Source organism: Ruegeria sp. BC7 (genome assembly GCF_056539165.1).
On the sequence record NZ_JBQFUL010000006.1, the window covers coordinates 1 to 16,492 of the forward strand.

General features: G+C 60.0%; 17 protein-coding genes. 6 read left to right on the plus strand and 11 right to left on the minus strand.

From position 1 onward, the window contains the following. The first annotated feature begins 314 nt into the window (after nucleotides 1-314). Both ACR0KS_RS14820 and ACR0KS_RS14825 read left to right on the plus strand, forming a co-directional pair. Nucleotides 315-545 (plus strand): DUF1127 domain-containing protein, encoded by a 231-nt coding sequence (locus ACR0KS_RS14820; RefSeq protein ID WP_480693255.1) that lies wholly within the window; start codon nucleotides 315-317, stop codon nucleotides 543-545. 41 nt (nucleotides 546-586) lie between these two features. Then, the gene (locus ACR0KS_RS14825) at nucleotides 587-790 is read left to right on the plus strand and encodes a hypothetical protein (RefSeq protein ID WP_170567391.1); all 204 of its coding nucleotides are present in this window, start codon (nucleotides 587-589) and stop codon (nucleotides 788-790) included. An 87-nt stretch (nucleotides 791-877) separates the two neighbouring features. Here the strand turns inward: ACR0KS_RS14825 and ACR0KS_RS14830 are convergent, their stop codons facing one another. Genes ACR0KS_RS14830 through ACR0KS_RS14845 form a run of 4 tightly spaced genes read right to left on the minus strand, consistent with a single transcriptional unit; the run spans nucleotide 878 to nucleotide 4,368 of the window. Then, the gene (locus ACR0KS_RS14830; protein WP_170567389.1) at nucleotides 878-2,020 is read right to left on the minus strand and encodes a saccharopine dehydrogenase C-terminal domain-containing protein; all 1,143 of its coding nucleotides are present in this window, start codon (nucleotides 2,018-2,020) and stop codon (nucleotides 878-880) included. 3 nt (nucleotides 2,021-2,023) lie between these two features. Further along, nucleotides 2,024-3,076, minus strand: a complete 1,053-nt coding sequence (locus ACR0KS_RS14835; RefSeq protein WP_170567379.1) for a saccharopine dehydrogenase — start codon at nucleotides 3,074-3,076, stop codon at nucleotides 2,024-2,026. Nucleotides 3,077-3,090: 14 nt separating this feature from the next. Then, nucleotides 3,091-3,705, minus strand: coding sequence for a glutathione S-transferase family protein (locus tag ACR0KS_RS14840; protein WP_170567377.1), 615 nt, complete (start codon nucleotides 3,703-3,705; stop codon nucleotides 3,091-3,093). Nucleotides 3,706-3,717: 12 nt separating this feature from the next. Further along, nucleotides 3,718-4,368 carry a histidine phosphatase family protein gene (locus ACR0KS_RS14845; protein ID WP_170485847.1) on the minus strand — a complete coding sequence of 217 codons (651 nt, stop codon included), beginning with the start codon at nucleotides 4,366-4,368 and terminating at the stop codon, nucleotides 3,718-3,720. 269 nt (nucleotides 4,369-4,637) lie between these two features. Between ACR0KS_RS14845 and gcvT the strand changes: the two genes are divergently transcribed. From gcvT to gcvP, 3 genes are all read left to right on the plus strand, one after another. Then, complete coding sequence (gene gcvT, locus ACR0KS_RS14850) at nucleotides 4,638-5,735, plus strand: glycine cleavage system aminomethyltransferase GcvT (RefSeq protein WP_170567376.1); 1,098 nt, start codon at nucleotides 4,638-4,640, stop codon at nucleotides 5,733-5,735. A gap of 18 nt (nucleotides 5,736-5,753) precedes the next feature. Continuing rightward, the gene (gene gcvH, locus ACR0KS_RS14855) at nucleotides 5,754-6,119 is read left to right on the plus strand and encodes a glycine cleavage system protein GcvH (RefSeq protein WP_170388869.1); all 366 of its coding nucleotides are present in this window, start codon (nucleotides 5,754-5,756) and stop codon (nucleotides 6,117-6,119) included. A gap of 111 nt (nucleotides 6,120-6,230) precedes the next feature. Continuing rightward, on the plus strand, nucleotides 6,231-9,086 hold the full coding sequence (gene gcvP, locus ACR0KS_RS14860) for an aminomethyl-transferring glycine dehydrogenase (RefSeq protein WP_170567374.1): 2,856 nt from the start codon (nucleotides 6,231-6,233) through the stop codon (nucleotides 9,084-9,086). A 29-nt stretch (nucleotides 9,087-9,115) separates the two neighbouring features. On the opposite strand, the gene ACR0KS_RS14865 is transcribed toward gcvP, so the two are convergent. After that, nucleotides 9,116-10,315, minus strand: coding sequence for a cytochrome c peroxidase (locus ACR0KS_RS14865; RefSeq protein ID WP_170567372.1), 1,200 nt, complete (start codon nucleotides 10,313-10,315; stop codon nucleotides 9,116-9,118). An 84-nt stretch (nucleotides 10,316-10,399) separates the two neighbouring features. On the opposite strand from ACR0KS_RS14865, the gene ACR0KS_RS14870 reads away from it, so the two are divergent. Continuing rightward, the gene (locus ACR0KS_RS14870) at nucleotides 10,400-10,870 is read left to right on the plus strand and encodes a tetratricopeptide repeat protein (protein WP_170567406.1); all 471 of its coding nucleotides are present in this window, start codon (nucleotides 10,400-10,402) and stop codon (nucleotides 10,868-10,870) included. A 30-nt stretch (nucleotides 10,871-10,900) separates the two neighbouring features. On the opposite strand, the gene ACR0KS_RS14875 is transcribed toward ACR0KS_RS14870, so the two are convergent. The 6 genes from ACR0KS_RS14875 to ACR0KS_RS14900 are packed head-to-tail and all read right to left on the minus strand — an operon-like array spanning nucleotide 10,901 to nucleotide 16,478. Then, the gene (locus ACR0KS_RS14875; protein ID WP_170415834.1) at nucleotides 10,901-11,962 is read right to left on the minus strand and encodes a TRAP transporter substrate-binding protein; all 1,062 of its coding nucleotides are present in this window, start codon (nucleotides 11,960-11,962) and stop codon (nucleotides 10,901-10,903) included. Between the two features lie 25 nt (nucleotides 11,963-11,987). Further along, the gene (locus tag ACR0KS_RS14880) at nucleotides 11,988-13,277 is read right to left on the minus strand and encodes a TRAP transporter large permease (protein WP_170485843.1); all 1,290 of its coding nucleotides are present in this window, start codon (nucleotides 13,275-13,277) and stop codon (nucleotides 11,988-11,990) included. Continuing rightward, the gene (locus ACR0KS_RS14885) at nucleotides 13,278-13,865 is read right to left on the minus strand and encodes a TRAP transporter small permease subunit (RefSeq protein WP_170567370.1); all 588 of its coding nucleotides are present in this window, start codon (nucleotides 13,863-13,865) and stop codon (nucleotides 13,278-13,280) included. It abuts the gene before it with no gap. A 53-nt stretch (nucleotides 13,866-13,918) separates the two neighbouring features. Then, the gene (locus ACR0KS_RS14890; protein WP_170415864.1) at nucleotides 13,919-14,434 is read right to left on the minus strand and encodes a flavin reductase family protein; all 516 of its coding nucleotides are present in this window, start codon (nucleotides 14,432-14,434) and stop codon (nucleotides 13,919-13,921) included. Next, nucleotides 14,434-15,324: an aldo/keto reductase gene (locus ACR0KS_RS14895; protein WP_170567368.1), complete on the minus strand. Its 891-nt coding sequence runs from the start codon at nucleotides 15,322-15,324 to the stop codon at nucleotides 14,434-14,436. The genes ACR0KS_RS14890 and ACR0KS_RS14895 overlap by 1 nt, the downstream gene beginning before the upstream one ends. Continuing rightward, the gene (locus tag ACR0KS_RS14900; RefSeq protein ID WP_170567366.1) at nucleotides 15,324-16,478 is read right to left on the minus strand and encodes an LLM class flavin-dependent oxidoreductase; all 1,155 of its coding nucleotides are present in this window, start codon (nucleotides 16,476-16,478) and stop codon (nucleotides 15,324-15,326) included. Before ACR0KS_RS14900 ends, ACR0KS_RS14895 begins: the two co-directional genes overlap by 1 nt. Nucleotides 16,479-16,492 lie beyond the last annotated feature (14 nt).

Sequence of the window (16,492 nt, forward strand, 5' to 3'; positions counted from 1 at the left end):
CAATTGATCCACCGGATCAATCGCTTAACGTCTTCACCGCGTCAGGCTCATAACCTGAAGGTCAGAGGTTCAAATCCTCTCCCCGAAACCAAAACCTAAAAAGCCCGTTCAATCTACAAATAGTCCACAAGACCGTTTGCTTAACGTCTTCACCGCGTCAGGCTTGTAAGCGCAATGCCCGTTGCCCATCAGCCAACGAAACGCAAGCCAAACCGCCTAAACGGACCTTAATGTTCCGGTTCAGAAAAATTTAGAACCAACTCCCAAGTTTGAACTGTAACCAGAAACGCAGTTCGGTTTTCGAGGAGAGTTCTATGGAAGGTGCACAGGTTCTAAGGCCATACAGAAACGTGTTTTCAGCTATGATTTCGGACTATGCCGAAGCAAGAACAGAACAGTTCAGGCGCAGGGTTTTCGCCAACACTGTAAAAGAGCTGGAGCGATTGAGCGATCGTCAATTGAACGACATCGGCGTCCCACGTGAACAGATAAAGCAAAGGGCATACCAAAGCGTCTATTTTGGCGTTCCCTATCGCCAATCGTAGGAATGAGCGCCGCTGAGTTCAGGTAAAGGAGGTACCAAGAAATGTTTGATGCTGTTCGCCCAACCGACCAGACGGCACCGTCTGCGAGTGCCTTGCTCTTATTCGACAGGGCGATGAGAATTCGGGCAATTCGTGGTGATATTGTTCGTGCCGCCCAATATCTGGACCGTTTCAGCGATAAACAATTATCCGAATTCGGGATCAATCGCGCTGACATTGAGGACACGATTCAAAGATATATTTGATAGCCTTGGGTGTTCCGCAATAGGTTAAGCGAAACTGGCAAGTTCAATAACGGTCAGTCCAGCGATCCTGGAGTGACCGTTTTTTTGTCAGGCTTTGTGCTCAACGATCTGCAAGTGCTGAGCCAGCTTGTCGATCTCTGCCATCCAGCCTTGCACCAATTTGGGGTCGCTTGGGGCAGCATGTACCCCGGCAGGAATTTCGCGTTTCAATACAGACTCAACAGCCAGAGACACAGGGATCGACACCAGCCGCGCCATTGCGGTTCCGCGTTCGTCACCCCAGGCGTCCATCACATAGGTCTTGTGCCAGACCTCAACGCCGTCTTTTTCCGCCTTCAGGCCCACGCACAGAACCACGCGGTCTGGCTCACCTTCGTCATAGGCGTTTTCAGTCCAGAATTGATCCGACATCTCTTTCAGGCGCGCATCCCCTTCGGGACCGGCGAGTGTTTCGATTTCCGTGAACACGTCCGACCAGGCATCTGCCCAACCGTTCAGGCGCAATGTGCCTCGGACGAATTCTTTGACTGGCCAGTGTTCCTCGAAATGGTACTGGGCCATGAAGGGGATCGAGTCGCGGTTCGGATAGACCTCAAAGCTCTCTGGGGTGGGCAGCGGTGCGATATAGCTGCTGATCGCGTCCCACGGGCGGGCGACATCCAGCGGGGCGTAGTCGCGGATCGACTTCGACGGCGAGCGCAGAGCCTTGAGAACCCCCAGCGGAGACCAACTGAACTTGTACCGGAACGGGTTGGGGTTTTTCGGGACACCGCCGCAATAGGAAATAAAGCTCAGGTGGTTTTGTGGGTCGAACGCATCCGAGGCGCGGTAGTCGTCGACCAAGGCGTGCGCCATCAGATGGTCGATACCCGGATCAAGCCCGACTTCATTGACCAAGGCGACCCCGGATTCGCGGGCCTTGTCGTCCAGCGCGCGCATTTCTGGCGCGATGTAGGAGGATGAGACGAAATTGGCCTGTGTTGAGATCGCCAGTTCCGCCAGCGGCACGTGCCAGTCGCCCGGCAACATGGATACGATCACATCGCCTTTTTCCAGCACTGCGCCCAAAGCGTCGATGTCAAAGGCGCGGATATCGTCAGTCAGGTCACCGACTTCGGCGCGGGCCTTGTCGATGGTCCGGTTCCAGACAGTGACCTTGTGGCCGCCCTCGATCAGGCGGCGCAGGCCGGGGATGGCCGACAGGCCGGTGCCACACCAGTGAATCGTCATCGCTCAGATCCCTTCGATATGAGTTTTGTAGGTTGCTTCTGCCCGATCCCAGACACCGCTGTCCAGATCGGTCAGGGTCAGCAGGGAGGGCAGCAGTTGCGCCGCGTAGTCTTCGGAACTTTCGACAGGCAGCATTGACGGCAGGTTGTCGATCGCCATGACATCCATAATCGGATCTGTGGCCACGCGCAGGGCGGGGGCGTCCCAAGTGGTTGCGCGGTCGTAGACCGGCACCGGGTTGTAGTCACTATCCGGGTCACAGGCCACATCGCCAATGGCGGTCAGCTTGCGTGGCGTGTTCAGTGCCTCACGCGGGACAAAGACCGGCGTGCCGGGACGCGCGAAGATGCAGTTCAGGAACAGGTCATGATCAAGGATTTCCGGGAAAGGTCCGCCGCTGGCGGTCTCGGCCATGTCCCATTTGGTGACGGAAACGCCCATCGCCTCGCACATATCCGCAGCGCCCGTGCCCACGCGCCCCAAAGCGCCGATGACGATGGCGCGGGGGCGGATGCCGGTGGCGTCCAGCTCGGCCAGCAATTCGGCGTTCAGCGCGTCTTTGTTCGGATATACCCCGACCGGAGGGCATTCCTGCCCGCGTTGCTGCGCGGCCCATGTTTTCAGCGTGACGGCCGCGCCCGCATACCCTGCCCAATAGCCAAAGGCGGCGACCCGGCGGCCATCTTCGCCGACCAGATATTCCAGATCATAAAGCGTACCGCCCCCGGCCTTGAAGCGTTCCAGCAGAGCGCGCCCCGAATGCTGCCCCTTATAGGCATGGCCGAACATGATGTGGCGATGCGGCAGGGGCGTGCCGTCCTCGGGCAGTTCTTTGAGGCCGAAGATGATCGCATCCAACGGGGCGTCGGGCCATGAATTCTCAGCGGCGATCTCGCAGCCTGCATCCTTGTAACCCTGCAGCGGGATCGCGCGCACGGAACTTTCCTCGACCGTCACGCGGATACCTTCGGCGATCAGGGCGGCGGCGCCTTCGGGGGTCAGCCCAACCCGTTCCTCGTTCGGGCGCTGTTCTGCCCGGACCCAGAGATGTGTCATTGTCGTTCCTTTTGTCAGAGCATTCCGGCGGCGCGTACGGCCTGCACCGACGGCCGCGCCTCCATCGCCTCGCGAAATGCGGTGATTTTGGGAAAGGCTGCGACGTCCACGCCGTCGCCCTCCAGCCAGCTACACACCACGTACAGATAGACATCGGCCAGCGAGATCGCCTCACCCAATACAAATGGTCCACGCAAACCGTTCGCCGAGATATAGTCGCATGACGCAGTCATTGTCTGCGCCACCTTGCCCTGCATGTCTTTCCAACTGGACTTCTTGTCAGCCCAGCGTGCCCCTCGCATCTTGTGCGCGTGGTTCACATGCATGGTCGAGGCAAGATAATACATCACCTCACGCATCCGTGCGGCCATAATCGGGTCAGATGGAACCAACCCGGCCTGCGGCGCAATAGTGGCGATATAATCCAGCAGCGCCCCCGTTTCGGTCAGGATACCCCCATCCACCACCAGCGCAGGCACGCGGCCCTTGGGATTGATCTGCTTGTAGGCGGGCTTGGTCTGCTCGCCGCCCGCAAAATCCAGCTTGATCGCCTCATACTCAAGCCCGGCCTCTTCCAGAGCGATGGCGACAGCGACCGAGATCGTGCGGGGGGCATAGTAAAGCTGCATCGGAGCCTCCGGTTACAGGTGAGTCTGGGCGAATTGCCGGTCTGGGGCCTCCAGGTGCGGAACTGCGTTGAACAGCACCGGGGCAAGCTGCGTGCCGATCGGGTGCAGACGATGCACCGAGGTGTTCATGATGGCAAGCGCCACCCGCGCCATGGATGGAATATCCAACCCCATCGCCTGCCGCACCACCATCGAGATCAACCCGCCCGAGGTCACGACAATCGCTGGACCACCTTCTGTGCCGATGTCGCGCAGCGCACCAGACACGCGGTTTTCAAATTCCTCGAAGGTTTCCGGCGCACCGGTGATTTCGCCCTTGGCCCATGCGTCAAAGGTGCGCGGCAGATGCTCGACAAACCCCTCGCGGTCGGTCGGAACTGCAATGCCGTGTTGTTCTTCAAATAGCTTGGCAATGGTGAAATACTCAAGCTCGTTCAGCCGCGCGTCCCGGGTCGGCTCTGGCAAACCCATGCTGGCGGCAGTTTCGACGTGGCGCGTGAGCGTTCCACAAAAAACCCGCGGATAATGCGCGCGTGTATCCTGTAGATGAGCGCCCAACCAGCGTGCCTGCTGGTGGCCCAACTCGCTGAGCTTGTCATAGTTTATTTCGTCACGCGCGGCAGTGTTCGCTTGGCCGTGACGCACCAGTGTAATATGTGACATGACCGTCCCTCTTGGGCGGAGTCTTAGGGCAGGTTACCGGTCGGGGCCAGAGCCGTTCGACCGGTGTTGGAAAATAATTCTTTTTGTCAGAATGTCTTGCCCAACGCTGACCTAGTCGTGATACATTTCGTGCAGCGCGAGTGTTGCGTAACGGAAAAAAGTTTCCTATACGCTACAAATCTGCTGTATGCCCCCGTATGCCGACCGGCTGGGCGACCATTGCTTTTTGTACAGCATTGACTGACAACGGGTTTGGAAAGGTCACGGATATGACTGACGCACCGAAACGCACTCCGCTTTATGATCTTCACGTCGAGCTTGGCGGAAAGATGGTCGATTTTGCGGGCTGGGAGATGCCGGTTCAGTACCCGCTGGGCATTATGGGTGAGCATAAGCAGTGCCGGGAAAAGGCGGCTGTGTTCGATGTCAGCCACATGGGGCAGGTGATCCTGCGTGGCGACAATGTGGGCGAGAAACTGGAAACGATCTGCCCACAAGCCTATGCGACGCTGAAGGAAGGCAAGGCGCGCTACGGGTTCTTTACGAATGCCGAAGGTGGAATCATGGACGACCTGATCGTGTCAAAAGCGGGCGATCACTATTTTGTCGTCGTGAACGCAGCGCTGCGCCATCAGGACATTCCGCATATGCGCGATAATCTGGACGGCGTCGAAGTGACCGAGATTTTCGATCGCGCGCTGGTGGCCGTACAAGGCCCCAAGGCCGAGGACGTTGTCGGTGCGCTCTGCCCGGCGGCACGAGACCTGAAGTTCATGGAAACCACCGTTGCCGATATCAACGGCGTAGAATGCCGGATATCGCGACTGGGGTATACTGGCGAAGATGGATATGAAATCTCGATCCCCGAGGACAGCGCGATCGAGATTACGCGCGCGTTTCTTGCGCACGAAGATTGCGAACCGGCGGGGCTTGGCGCACGCGATAGCCTGCGGCTGGAGGCTGGACTGTGCCTGTATGGAAACGACATCGACCAGACGACCTCACCCATCGAAGCGTCGCTGGGATGGGCCATCCAGAAACGCCGCAAGGAAGAGGGTGGATTTCCTGGCGCAGACCGTATTCAGCGCGAACTGGCCGATGGCCCTGCGCGCAAGCTGGTCGGCATCAAGCCCGAGGGCCGCGCGCCTGCCCGTCAGGGTGTTGAAATCCAATGTGCCGAGGGCAACACGATCGGCCAGATCACGTCCGGCGGGTTTGGCCCAACGGTCGGCGGGCCGGTTGCGATGGGTTATGTCTCTGCCGGTCATGCCGCGCCGGGCGAGACCGTGAGCCTGATCATCCGAGGCAAGCCGCAACCCGCGCAGATCGCGGCGCTGCCCTTCGTCACCCAGAATTACAAGCGTTGAAGTCAGGAGAGAGACAAGATGGCAACCTATTATTCCGAAGAGCACGAGTGGATCGATGTTGACGGCGACACAGCTACGCTGGGCATCACCAAACACGCGGCCGAGCAATTGGGCGATGTGGTCTTCGTGGAGCAGCAGGAAGTAGGCGAAGAATTCGCCAAAGACGGCGAGATCGGCGTGATTGAATCCGTCAAGGCGGCCTCGGAACTCTACGCGCCGGTTGATGGCGAGATCATCGAGGTGAACGAAACGCTGGCGGACAATCCCGGCGCGCTGAACGAAGATCCCGAGGGCGAAGCCTGGATCTACAAGATCAAGATCACCGACGCCTCGCAGCTCGAAGATTTGATGGACGAAGCCGGCTACAAAGACTTCATCGGCTAAACCCGAAGGGCGGCTCCTTGCGAGGATCCGCCCCTTCATCTGGCTAAAAATATCCCCGCCGGAGGCTCCCTCACTCTCCGCCGGACCTGACCATATGACAGGAGCGCAACGATGGCTTTCAAACTGACCGATTACGAAGCCTATGACTTCGCCAACCGTCGCCATATCGGACCCAGCCCGACCGAGATGCGCGACATGCTCAAGGTGATCGGCTTCAAGACGCTGGACCAACTGATCGACGCCACCGTTCCGCCTGAGATCCGCCAGACCGAACCGCTGGATTGGGGGCCGGCAATGACGGAACGCGACGCGCTGTTTCACATGAAAGAAGTGGCGAGCAAGAACAAGGTTCTGACCTCGCTGATCGGTCAGGGGTATTACGGCACGACAACGCCCGCGCCGATCCTGCGCAACATTCTGGAAAACCCGGCCTGGTACACCGCCTACACCCCCTATCAGCCCGAGATCAGCCAGGGGCGTCTTGAGGCGCTGCTGAACTTCCAGACCATGGTCAGCGACCTGACCGGGCTGGACGTGGCCAACGCCTCGCTGCTGGACGAAGCCACAGCCGCAGCCGAGGCCATGGCGATGGCGAAACGCGGCGGTCGGTCCAAGGCCAACAATGCGGCCTTTTTTGTCGACCGCAACTGCCACCCGCAGACCATCGCGGTGATCAAAACCCGAGCCGAGCCTCTGGGCATCGACGTGCAGGTGGGCGATCCGGACCAACTGGAAGCGGGCGCAGTCTTTGGCGCGATCTTCCAGTACCCCGGCACCCACGGCCATGTCCGTGATTTCTCGGCCGAGATCGCGGCGCTGCATGAACACAAGGCCATCGCTATCGTCGCTGCCGACATCCTGTCGCTGGCGCTGCTGAAATCGCCCGGTGAGATGGGCGCGGATATCGCCATCGGCTCGACTCAGCGTTTCGGCGTGCCGATGGGATACGGTGGCCCGCACGCCGCGTATATGGCGACCACCGACAAGCTCAAGCGCGCGATGCCGGGCCGGATCATCGGTGTCAGCATCGACAGCCGGGGCAACAAGGCGTACCGCCTTGCCCTGCAAACCCGCGAACAACATATCCGGCGCGAAAAGGCGAACTCGAACGTTTGCACCGCGCAGGCGCTGCTGGCCGTTATTGCCTCGATGTATGCGGTCTATCACGGCCCGGATGGGATCAAGGCCATCGCGCAATCGGTGCACCGCAAAACCTCGCGTCTGGCCGTTGGTCTGGAGGAAGCCGGATTTGCCGTTGAACCCGAAGTGTTCTTTGACACGATCACGGTTGAGGTCGGCCACCTGCAAAAGACAGTCATGGAAGCTGCCGTCGCCCGAGGCGTCAACCTGCGCAAGGTGGGTGAGACTAAGGTCGGCATCAGCCTGGACGAACAGACCCGGGCCGAAACGATTGAGGCCGTCTGGGGTGCCTTCGGTATCGACCGCAAGGATGACAGCTCGAACAAGCAATACCGCCTACCGGATTACGCCCTGCGCGAGACGCCCTATCTGACCCACCCGATCTTCCACAAGAACCGGGCCGAGGCCGAGATGACCCGCTATATGCGTCGTCTGGCTGACCGTGATCTTGCGCTGGACCGGGCGATGATTCCACTGGGCTCGTGCACCATGAAGCTGAACGCCACGATCGAAATGATCCCGGTCACTTGGCCCGAATTCGGCAACCTGCACCCCTTTGTTCCCGAAGATCAGGCGCAGGGCTATCACGAGATGATTGCCGATCTGAACGACAAGCTGTGCCAGATCACCGGCTATGACGCGATCTCGCAGCAGCCCAACTCGGGCGCGCAGGGGGAATACGCAGGGCTGCTGACCATTCGCAACTATCACTTTGCGCGCGGCGAAGGGCACCGCAATGTCTGTCTGATCCCGACCTCGGCGCACGGGACCAACCCGGCCTCGGCGCAGATGGTGGGCTGGCAGGTTGTGCCGGTGCAATCGGATGAGAACGGCAATATCGATCTGAATGACTTCCGCGCCAAAGCCGAGAAGCATTCCGATCATCTAGCCGGTTGCATGATCACCTACCCGTCGACCCATGGCGTGTTCGAGACCACCGTGCAGGAGGTCTGCCAGATCACCCATGACCACGGCGGTCAGGTTTATATCGACGGGGCCAACATGAACGCCATGGTCGGCCTGTCGCGTCCGGGGGATATTGGTGGCGATGTCAGCCACCTGAACCTGCACAAGACCTTCTGCATCCCGCATGGCGGTGGTGGCCCCGGTATGGGTCCGATCGGCGTCAAGGCACATCTTGAGGAACACCTGCCCGGCCACCCCGAATACGGCACCGCAGTCGGCCCGGTCTCGGCCGCGCCCTTTGGCTCGCCTTCGATCCTGCCGGTCTCATGGGCCTATGTGCTGCTGATGGGTGGTGCGGGTCTGCCGCAGGCCACGAAAGTGGCGATCCTGAACGCCAACTACATCGCCGCGCGGCTGAAGGATGCCTATCCGATCCTCTATACCTCCGAGACCGGTCGGGTGGCGCATGAATGCATCCTCGACACCCGGCCGCTGGACGCCGAGGCGCATGTGACCGTGGACGATGTCGCCAAACGTCTGGTCGATTCAGGCTTCCACGCCCCGACGATGAGCTGGCCGGTCGCGGGCACCCTGATGGTGGAACCCACCGAGTCGGAACCCAAGGATGAGCTGGACCGCTTCTGCGACGCCATGCTGTCCATTCGGGCCGAGGCACAGGACATCATCGACGGCAAGATTGATGCGGAAAACAACCCGCTGAAAAACGCCCCGCACACGGTGCGTGATCTGGTCGGCGACTGGGACCGCCCCTATACCCGCGAACAGGCGTGTTTCCCTCCGGGTTCCATGGGCGTCGACAAATACTGGTCGCCGGTCAACCGCGTCGATAACGCGTATGGGGACCGAAACCTCGTCTGCACATGCCCGCCCATGTCGGACTATGAGGAAGCCGCAGAGTAACCAGAACCCCGCCACGCGCGGGGTTTTTCTTAGGGTTGGAAATTGTCGGGCACGCCGAATGGCGGCGTGTTCACGCTCGTCCCGGTCAGCGCGTTCAGAAACGCCGCGAGGTTTTGGATATCCGCGTCCGACAGCGTAAGCGGCGTGATGTCGATCTTGCGGCGCTGACGTTCCATTTCCAACCTGTCATCCCAGACCACGAAATCGGCTTTGTGCAGCCAGGGAACCTTGGGCAAAGCTGCCATGTCGCGAGTCCATTGTGACAGGCTGCGTTCCGGGTCCAGATGATGGCGGATCATGCTGTCGAGATCGGGGAAAGCCCCGTTATGTCCGTATGGCGCGGTCAAAGCCACATTGCGCAGCATCGGTGTGCGAAAGCGATAAGCGTCCTCTAGCCGGTCGCTTTCACCCATGCGCCCGACGTCGCGCACGTAGGGGTCCCATTGCCGGGTGCGGCCCGGACCGAAGGGCGGCAAGGCCAGCGCGTGGAACTGTTGATCTGACATCAACGGACCGGAATGGCAGGTGGAACACTGGGCCTTGCCATAGAACAAGTCCATCCCGTCCTTTTGGGCGGGGGTCAGGGCGTTGGCGTCGCCTGCAAGATATTGATCGAACGGGCTGTCCGTGCTGCGCCACTCAACGGCCATGAACGCGGCCAGCGCGTTTGCGATCTGAGTGATCGTGATGTCTTCGGCCGTGTTGACCTCATCAAAGGCGGCGACCATCGCAGGGCCATAGCGCGGATCGGTGCGCACCCGTTTGGCGAGGATCGGCCAGCCCAGATCAATCCGATCAGCAACGGCACCGGTCACCTGATTTTCGCCGACATTTCCGGCCATTTCAAACTGCGAGGTCAGCGGGAACAACGCTTGTGCGGCCAGTAGTGAGTTCAGACCCTCAGGCAACCACTCCTGCGCAGGGGAGTTGAAGCCGTTGCCGTAAACGTCCGAGATACTCAGGCGGCCATCGTGGAAGACCGTGTGAATGTCTTTGGCCCCAAGGTTCCAAAGACCGGGCGAGTTGCGCGGAATGCGTTTGCGGATTTTATCCGCTCCGGTGCCCGGCGTACGATCTGGCCCCAGACCTTGGCCGCCTTCACCGATGCCCAGAGACACCCCGTCGGAGGTGCCGAAATCGGGATGGTGGCAATGGGCGCAGGCGATGTTCTGATTGCCCGACAGGATAGGATCGTAAAACAGTTGATGACCGATGGCGGCCTGTTCCATATCAAAGAGGATAAAGTCATCATCGCTCAGCGGGCGCGGCAAATCCTGCGCCGCCGCTGTACCGACGAAAAGGAAGAAAACCCCATGCGCCAGCTTGTATTTGCCATTTGCCTTTTTGCATCCCCGGCGCTGGCCGAACTGGAACAGGCCCGCGACATGATGGAGGCGGGCGAATTTGAAGCCGCGCGCGAGGAACTGCTGCCAGCCGCGCGATCCGGCAACGCCGAGGCCGAGGAATTGATCGGCGTGATGTATGGCCTTGGGCTGGGGGTCGAGCAGGATTACGAACGCGCGTTTGAATGGTATCTGCGTGCCTCGATGAAAGGGCACCCGGGTGCTCAGTCGGGTATCGGCTGGTATTATGAGCTGGGTTTGGGCATGCCCGCGCCCGACCTGGTGCGGGCCTATATGTGGTACACGCTCAGCGCCATTGGCGGCGATCCCGATGCGGCGATCAGCCTTGAAGAAGTGGTCAAGAAAATGTCGCCGGAGCAGATCGAAAGGGCGCATGTTCTGGTGAATGACTACAAAGGGTGGATGTACCCGTTTCGGTGAGGGCCGGACGCAACGCCCGGCCCTGTTCGCTTAGTTCAGGTCCGCATCGCGCGACGCATTGATGTCGGCTTCAGCCTCGGCAACCGCCTCGGTCAGTGCGTTGAACACCTCATCCCCGCGGCCAACATTGGTCTGGAACCACTCGTAAACGGGGGTTGCGGCCTCTTTGAATGCGGCCTTCTGATCGGGGGTCGGGACATAAAGGTCTCCACCACCGGCGACGAAGTCCTCATAGGCCTGGATCGACTTGCGCTTGGGCGAGGCAAAAGTGGCCTGTTGCAGCGCATAGAACCCGTCGACCACCACACGGCGCAGGTCTTCGGGCATCTCCTGGAACTTGGCGTTATTCATCCACCACAGCGCACCCATATAGGCGTGGCCGTCCAGCGTGACATATTGCAGACCCGCATCGGGGAATTTCATGCCCATGATGTCGGTGATGCCGTTTTTCGACCCCTCAACCACACCTGTCTGGAAGCTGGTGAACAGTTCCGGCCACGGGATAGGCGTGGGCGACGCACCCAGCGCTTTGACCAGTTCCTGCGGCAGGTCGGCGACCACGGTGCGGATCTTCAGACCTTCCATATCGGCGGGTTCAGCAATCCGGCGCTGCGTGTTGGCAAAGTTGCGCCAGCCGCCTGTGTTGCCGATGGTCATCAGACGGATCGCGCCGCCGGAATCCTCTAGGGCCATTTCGCGCATCTTGCGTGTGAAATCGCCGGACAGCACGTGCTCGGCCACGCGGTCATCGGCCATCAGGTAGGGCAGGTCGAGAACCTGTACGTAAGGGAAGATGCCCGACGCACCGCCCGAGGTAGAGATGTAGATGTCGATGGTGCCGTCGGCCACGCCCTGCAGACATTCTGCACCGTTCGAGCAAAGCTGGGTGCCGATGAAAAGTTCCACCTCAATCGCGCCGTTCGATGCGGCTTCGACATAGTTCTTGAAGACGATCAGGCCGTCATAGTCTTCGTCATTTTCATTCGAGTTCGCAGTGGCGCGCAGGGTGAAATCTGCGGCAGTGGCGGCAAGTGCGGATGCAGCCAGCACCGAGGTGGCCACCGCAGCGGTTTTGATAAAGTCTCTGAGCATTCGTTTCCTCCCTGTGATACTCAGTTCAGTTTGCAAATCCCGTTATCCTCGGGATCGTCATGGATAGTGCGGGGACATAGGTGATCAGGAAGATCACTATGATTTCGACAGCCAGAAACGGCAGGATCGCCTTGGCAATGGTCTCGACCTTTTCACGCGACACGGCGGCGGCGACGAACAGGACCAGCCCCATGGGTGGCGTGGCAAGGCCGACGGTTAGGTTGACGCTCATGATAATGGCAAAGTGGATCGGGTCTACGCCAAGGCTGGTGAAGATTGGCGCAAGGATGGGGCCAAGGATGATGATCGCCGGGCCTGCATCCAGGAACATGCCGACGACAAACAGCAGCAGGTTGATCAGGAACAGCAGGATCAACGGGTTTTCTGACAGGCCAAGGATCAGCGCTGCCAGTTGTTCCGGCGCGTGGCTGAGGCTGACAACCGTCTTGAAAGCCATCGCCGCACCGACCAGCAGCAAGACAACCGCCGAGGTCAGACCCGCATTGCTGAGAATCTCGGGCACCTCTTTCAGGGTCAGCGTGCGCAGGACGAAGAAGCCGATGATGAAGGCATAGCCCACGGCCACGGCTGCGGCCTCGGTCGGGGTGAAGATACCACCAAGGATACCGCCCAGAATAATCACCGGCGTCAGCAGCGGAAAGAACGCCTTGAGGCTGGCCTGACGACGCTCGGGCCACGTGTATTTGCGGCTTGCGACGGGGAAGTCGTATTTGTCGGCCATGACCTTGATCATCAACATCAGACCAACGCCGACCATCACGCCTGGCACGATACCCGCAAGGAACAGGGCCGCCACGCTTTCACCCATGACATAGGCGTAGATGATCATGATGCCTGAGGGTGGAATGATCGGCCCGATCACCGAACTGGCCGCGGTGATCGCGGCGGCGAATTTACGGGTATAGCCCTGCTTCTCCATCGCTGGGATCAGCATCGACCCCAGTGCCGAGGTGTCGGCCACCGCCGAGCCGGATAGACCGGCGAACAGGATCGAACTCAGCACATTCACATGGGCCAGACCGCCCCGGAAGTGACCCATCAACGCCTGAGAGAACTCGACCAGACGGATGGTGATGCCGCCGCGGTTCATCAGCTCTCCGGCCAGCATGAAAAAGGGGATCGCCATCAGCGGGAAGCTGTCCATGCCGTTATAGACGTTCCGGTACAGCAACGTGATGTCGTTGGTCTGACCGTTCAGCCACAGCAAAATGCCGGGCGCGGCCAAAAGCGCGAAAAAGACCGGCAGGCCGATCATCAGGAAAATCAGGAAGGTGGGCAGGAACCAGATCAGCATCTATTCAGCCCCCACCGGTCCGTCTGCGATATCGGGCAGCAGGTCTCCGCCCCCCATCAGAGTCACGATGGACCGCAGGATCAACTCGATATTCACCGCGATCAGTAGGATCACCCCGACCAGCAGCGAGGCCATCATCCAGCTACGCGGGACGCGATACCATTCGTCGAACCCGAAGGAGGTAGGGATATACAGCGCGGCCGTCGCGAACTTGCCGCCAAATCCGGTGACTTCGGACCAGCCGATATTGACCGCGACCAGCAGAACGGCCAGCGAGACGATCAGCAAAAACAAGGTCAGCAATTGGCCCAGCACGCGTGGCAGCATCATCGGCACCATGTCGATCGCCACGAACCCGCCACGCCGGAATGCGGTGGGGGCCATCAGGCCGGTCATCCACAACATGCAGAACCGCGCGGCCTCGTCCGGCCAGGGCAGGGCGTTGCCCAGAACGTATCGGAAGAACACCTGAATCAGGATTGCGATCACCATTAATGCAATCGCAACGACGCCAACCGCGCGGCCAAATCGCAGCACGGTTTCGTTCACGAATGCAATCGGCGCAAGCACCGATGCCAGTCCGCTCATGCGGATCCTCCCTTGTTCAGCCGAAGGTTTGGCCCCCGGTCGTCAGATCGCGCTTAGTGCTGCGCGAATTGGCCGAGTTTCCCGGCATAGAAGGTCAGCGCGTCTCCATCCGCCATGCTGACCTTGAGAACTTTGCCCACGACAATCACGTGGTCGCCTGCATCGTGATAGGCGTGCTGTTCACATTCAAACCGCGCCAGACAGTCCGGCAGCAGCGGTGTTCCGTTGCCGCACCGGTCGTGGTCGATGTCGCGCAGCGCAAACGCATCTTTCGAGCACCCGAAACACAGCTCGGCCTGTTCCGACGATAGCACGTGCACACTGAAATGGCGTGCCTTGTGGAAATAGGGGAAACGGCGCGAGCTGCGATCTCCGGCCCACATGATCAGCGGCGGATCCAGCGACAGGGACGAAAAGCTGTTGGCGGTGATGCAGACCGGGCCGTCATCGCTGTTGCAGGTGACAACGGTAACGCCAGTGGCGAACCGACCAAAGGCGTCGCGCAAAGTGCGGGTGTCGTCCTTATGTGGGACGAATGTGTGGGTCATGTCCTTTGAGATTGCATTCATCATGGTACCTCATGCCCCAGTGCCGCCTCGTACAGGCGGAACCAGCTTTCGCGATCCAGATTGACTTTCAATGCGTCCGAGATGGTCTTGATCCGGGACAGATTGTTGGTGCCCATCACCGGAAGGATGCCTGCAGGGTGCGCCAGCAGGAACGCAACGGCCACCGCCGCGCGGTCCACGCCGAATTCAGCGGCGATCTCATCCGCCACCACTCCGACTGGCGGGTTTCCGGCCATCAGCAGCCCGCCCCCAAGCGGCGACCACGCCATCACGGGCTGACCATGCTGCTGGTGAAAGGCTAGATCGCCATTGGTAAAGGGGCCGATCTGACCCAGAGAAATCTCGATCTGGTTGGTGACCAGAGGTGTCTTCATCGCCGATTGCAGCAGCGTCCAGTCCCAAGGGCGGAAATTCGACACACCGACCGCGCCGACCTTGCCGCTGGCGACAACCTCATCCAGCGCGGCTCCGGTTTCGTGGTGGTCCATGAACGGGTCAGGGCGGTGGATCAGCAGTAGATCGATATGGTCGATCGCCATCTCGGTCAAAGAGGTCTCGACCGATTTCAGGATGTGGGCGCGCGAGGTGTCGTAGTATTTGATCTTCGCGTCCGAATAGCGCCCGATCGGAGCCACGATATCGCACTTGGTGACGATCTCCATCTTCGCACGCAGCGCAGGATTTGCGCGCAGGGCATTGCCCAGCACCGCCTCGGCCCCGTAATCGCCATAGATATCCGCCTGATCGAAACTGGTGATGCCCTGATCCAGACAGGCTTGAATCTTGGCCTCGACATGAGCTGCCGACGTGTCGCTGTCATCGCCCAGCCGCCACATGCCGTAGACAAGGCGGCTCATTTCCAGCGTGTCGGATAGTTTTACACGTTGCATCAGCGACGAACTCCGTTGCCCAGCGGGGTAGCCGGGGTCATTGCAGGCACGCGCCCATAGGCTTCGGGCAGCGAGCAGGTTTTCAGGTTGGGCATGACACGCGCACCAAAGTGCTTTGCCTCATCCATGTGGGGATAGCCCGAGAAGATGAAGGCGCGGATGCCCATCTTTTGGTATTCTTCGATCTTGGACATGACCTGATCGGTTGACCCGACAAGGGCCGCGCCGCAGCCGGATCGCGCGCGGCCTACACCAGTCCAAAGACCGGGTTCGACATAGCCATATTCATCCGCCAGATCGCGGTTCTTGGCCTGATGCGCCACGCCCAGAGAGGTTGCGTCCAGCGCCCGTTCCCGGATCGCCCGACCGTATTCGTCATCCAGTTTCGAGACGATGAAATCCGCATATTCCTGCGCCTCGGCCTCGGTATCGCGAACGATCATGTGAACGCGCAGGCCATAGTCCAGCGTGCGGTTATAATTCTCGGCCACCGCGTGGACTGCCTTCATCCGTTCGGCCAATTGGTCCTTGGTTTCGGGCCACATCAGGTAGACGTCGCAATGCTCGCCACACAGGTCCAGCGCGGATGGAGAATACCCTCCGAAGTACAGCATCGGACCGCCGGTCTGATAGGGCTTGGCCGGATCGGTGGTCAGGCCCGAGAAATTGTAAACCTCACCCGCATGATTGATCTCGTCCTGAGTCCACGCCTGTTTCAGGATCTCGACCACTTCGCGCGAGCGCTGATAGCGGAACGCGCTGTCGGCTTTCTCGCCGGGGAAGTCGGACGAGATGATGTTCACCGTCAGCCGCCCTTGCAGCATGTGGTCCAGCGTCGCGATGGTCCGGGCCAGCATGATGGGCTGCATCTCGCCGCAGCGCACGGCGGCCAGCAGGTTGATCTTTTCCGTAATCGGCGCGCAACCGGCGACAAAGCTCAGCGTGTCCTGACCGACCTGATAGGAAGACGGGCACAGGATGTTACGGAACCCTTGCGCCTCGGCCTCTTTGACGATGCCGGAACAATGCGCCCAACTCGACCGCAGGTCACCATCTGGCACGCCCAGAAACTGGTAATCGTCCGAACACAGCGCGGCGAACCACGATACCTCGGCCGCATCCAGATCGGGGGATGTGATGGGGACGATGGTCATTTGATTCGTTCTCC

Excerpts from the sequence above, each read along its gene's own strand:
- ACR0KS_RS14865 (WP_170567372.1), bottom strand. The coding sequence starts at position 10,315 with ATGGAACAGGCCGCCATCGGTCATCAACTGTTTTACGATCCTATCCTG.
- ACR0KS_RS14900 (WP_170567366.1), bottom strand. The coding sequence starts at position 16,478 with ATGACCATCGTCCCCATCACATCCCCCGATCTGGATGCGGCCGAGGTA.
- ACR0KS_RS14880 (WP_170485843.1), bottom strand. The coding sequence starts at position 13,277 with ATGCTGATCTGGTTCCTGCCCACCTTCCTGATTTTCCTGATGATCGGC.
- gcvP (WP_170567374.1), top strand. The coding sequence starts at position 6,231 with ATGGCTTTCAAACTGACCGATTACGAAGCCTATGACTTCGCCAACCGT.
- ACR0KS_RS14820 (WP_480693255.1), top strand. The coding sequence starts at position 315 with ATGGAAGGTGCACAGGTTCTAAGGCCATACAGAAACGTGTTTTCAGCT.
- gcvH (WP_170388869.1), top strand. The coding sequence starts at position 5,754 with ATGGCAACCTATTATTCCGAAGAGCACGAGTGGATCGATGTTGACGGC.
- ACR0KS_RS14885 (WP_170567370.1), bottom strand. The coding sequence starts at position 13,865 with ATGAGCGGACTGGCATCGGTGCTTGCGCCGATTGCATTCGTGAACGAA.
- ACR0KS_RS14835 (WP_170567379.1), bottom strand. The coding sequence starts at position 3,076 with ATGACACATCTCTGGGTCCGGGCAGAACAGCGCCCGAACGAGGAACGG.
- ACR0KS_RS14830 (WP_170567389.1), bottom strand. The coding sequence starts at position 2,020 with ATGACGATTCACTGGTGTGGCACCGGCCTGTCGGCCATCCCCGGCCTG.
- ACR0KS_RS14845 (WP_170485847.1), bottom strand. The coding sequence starts at position 4,368 with ATGTCACATATTACACTGGTGCGTCACGGCCAAGCGAACACTGCCGCG.
- gcvT (WP_170567376.1), top strand. The coding sequence starts at position 4,638 with ATGACTGACGCACCGAAACGCACTCCGCTTTATGATCTTCACGTCGAG.
- ACR0KS_RS14825 (WP_170567391.1), top strand. The coding sequence starts at position 587 with ATGTTTGATGCTGTTCGCCCAACCGACCAGACGGCACCGTCTGCGAGT.
- ACR0KS_RS14870 (WP_170567406.1), top strand. The coding sequence starts at position 10,400 with ATGCGCCAGCTTGTATTTGCCATTTGCCTTTTTGCATCCCCGGCGCTG.
- ACR0KS_RS14840 (WP_170567377.1), bottom strand. The coding sequence starts at position 3,705 with ATGCAGCTTTACTATGCCCCCCGCACGATCTCGGTCGCTGTCGCCATC.
- ACR0KS_RS14875 (WP_170415834.1), bottom strand. The coding sequence starts at position 11,962 with ATGCTCAGAGACTTTATCAAAACCGCTGCGGTGGCCACCTCGGTGCTG.
- ACR0KS_RS14890 (WP_170415864.1), bottom strand. The coding sequence starts at position 14,434 with ATGAATGCAATCTCAAAGGACATGACCCACACATTCGTCCCACATAAG.
- ACR0KS_RS14895 (WP_170567368.1), bottom strand. The coding sequence starts at position 15,324 with ATGCAACGTGTAAAACTATCCGACACGCTGGAAATGAGCCGCCTTGTC.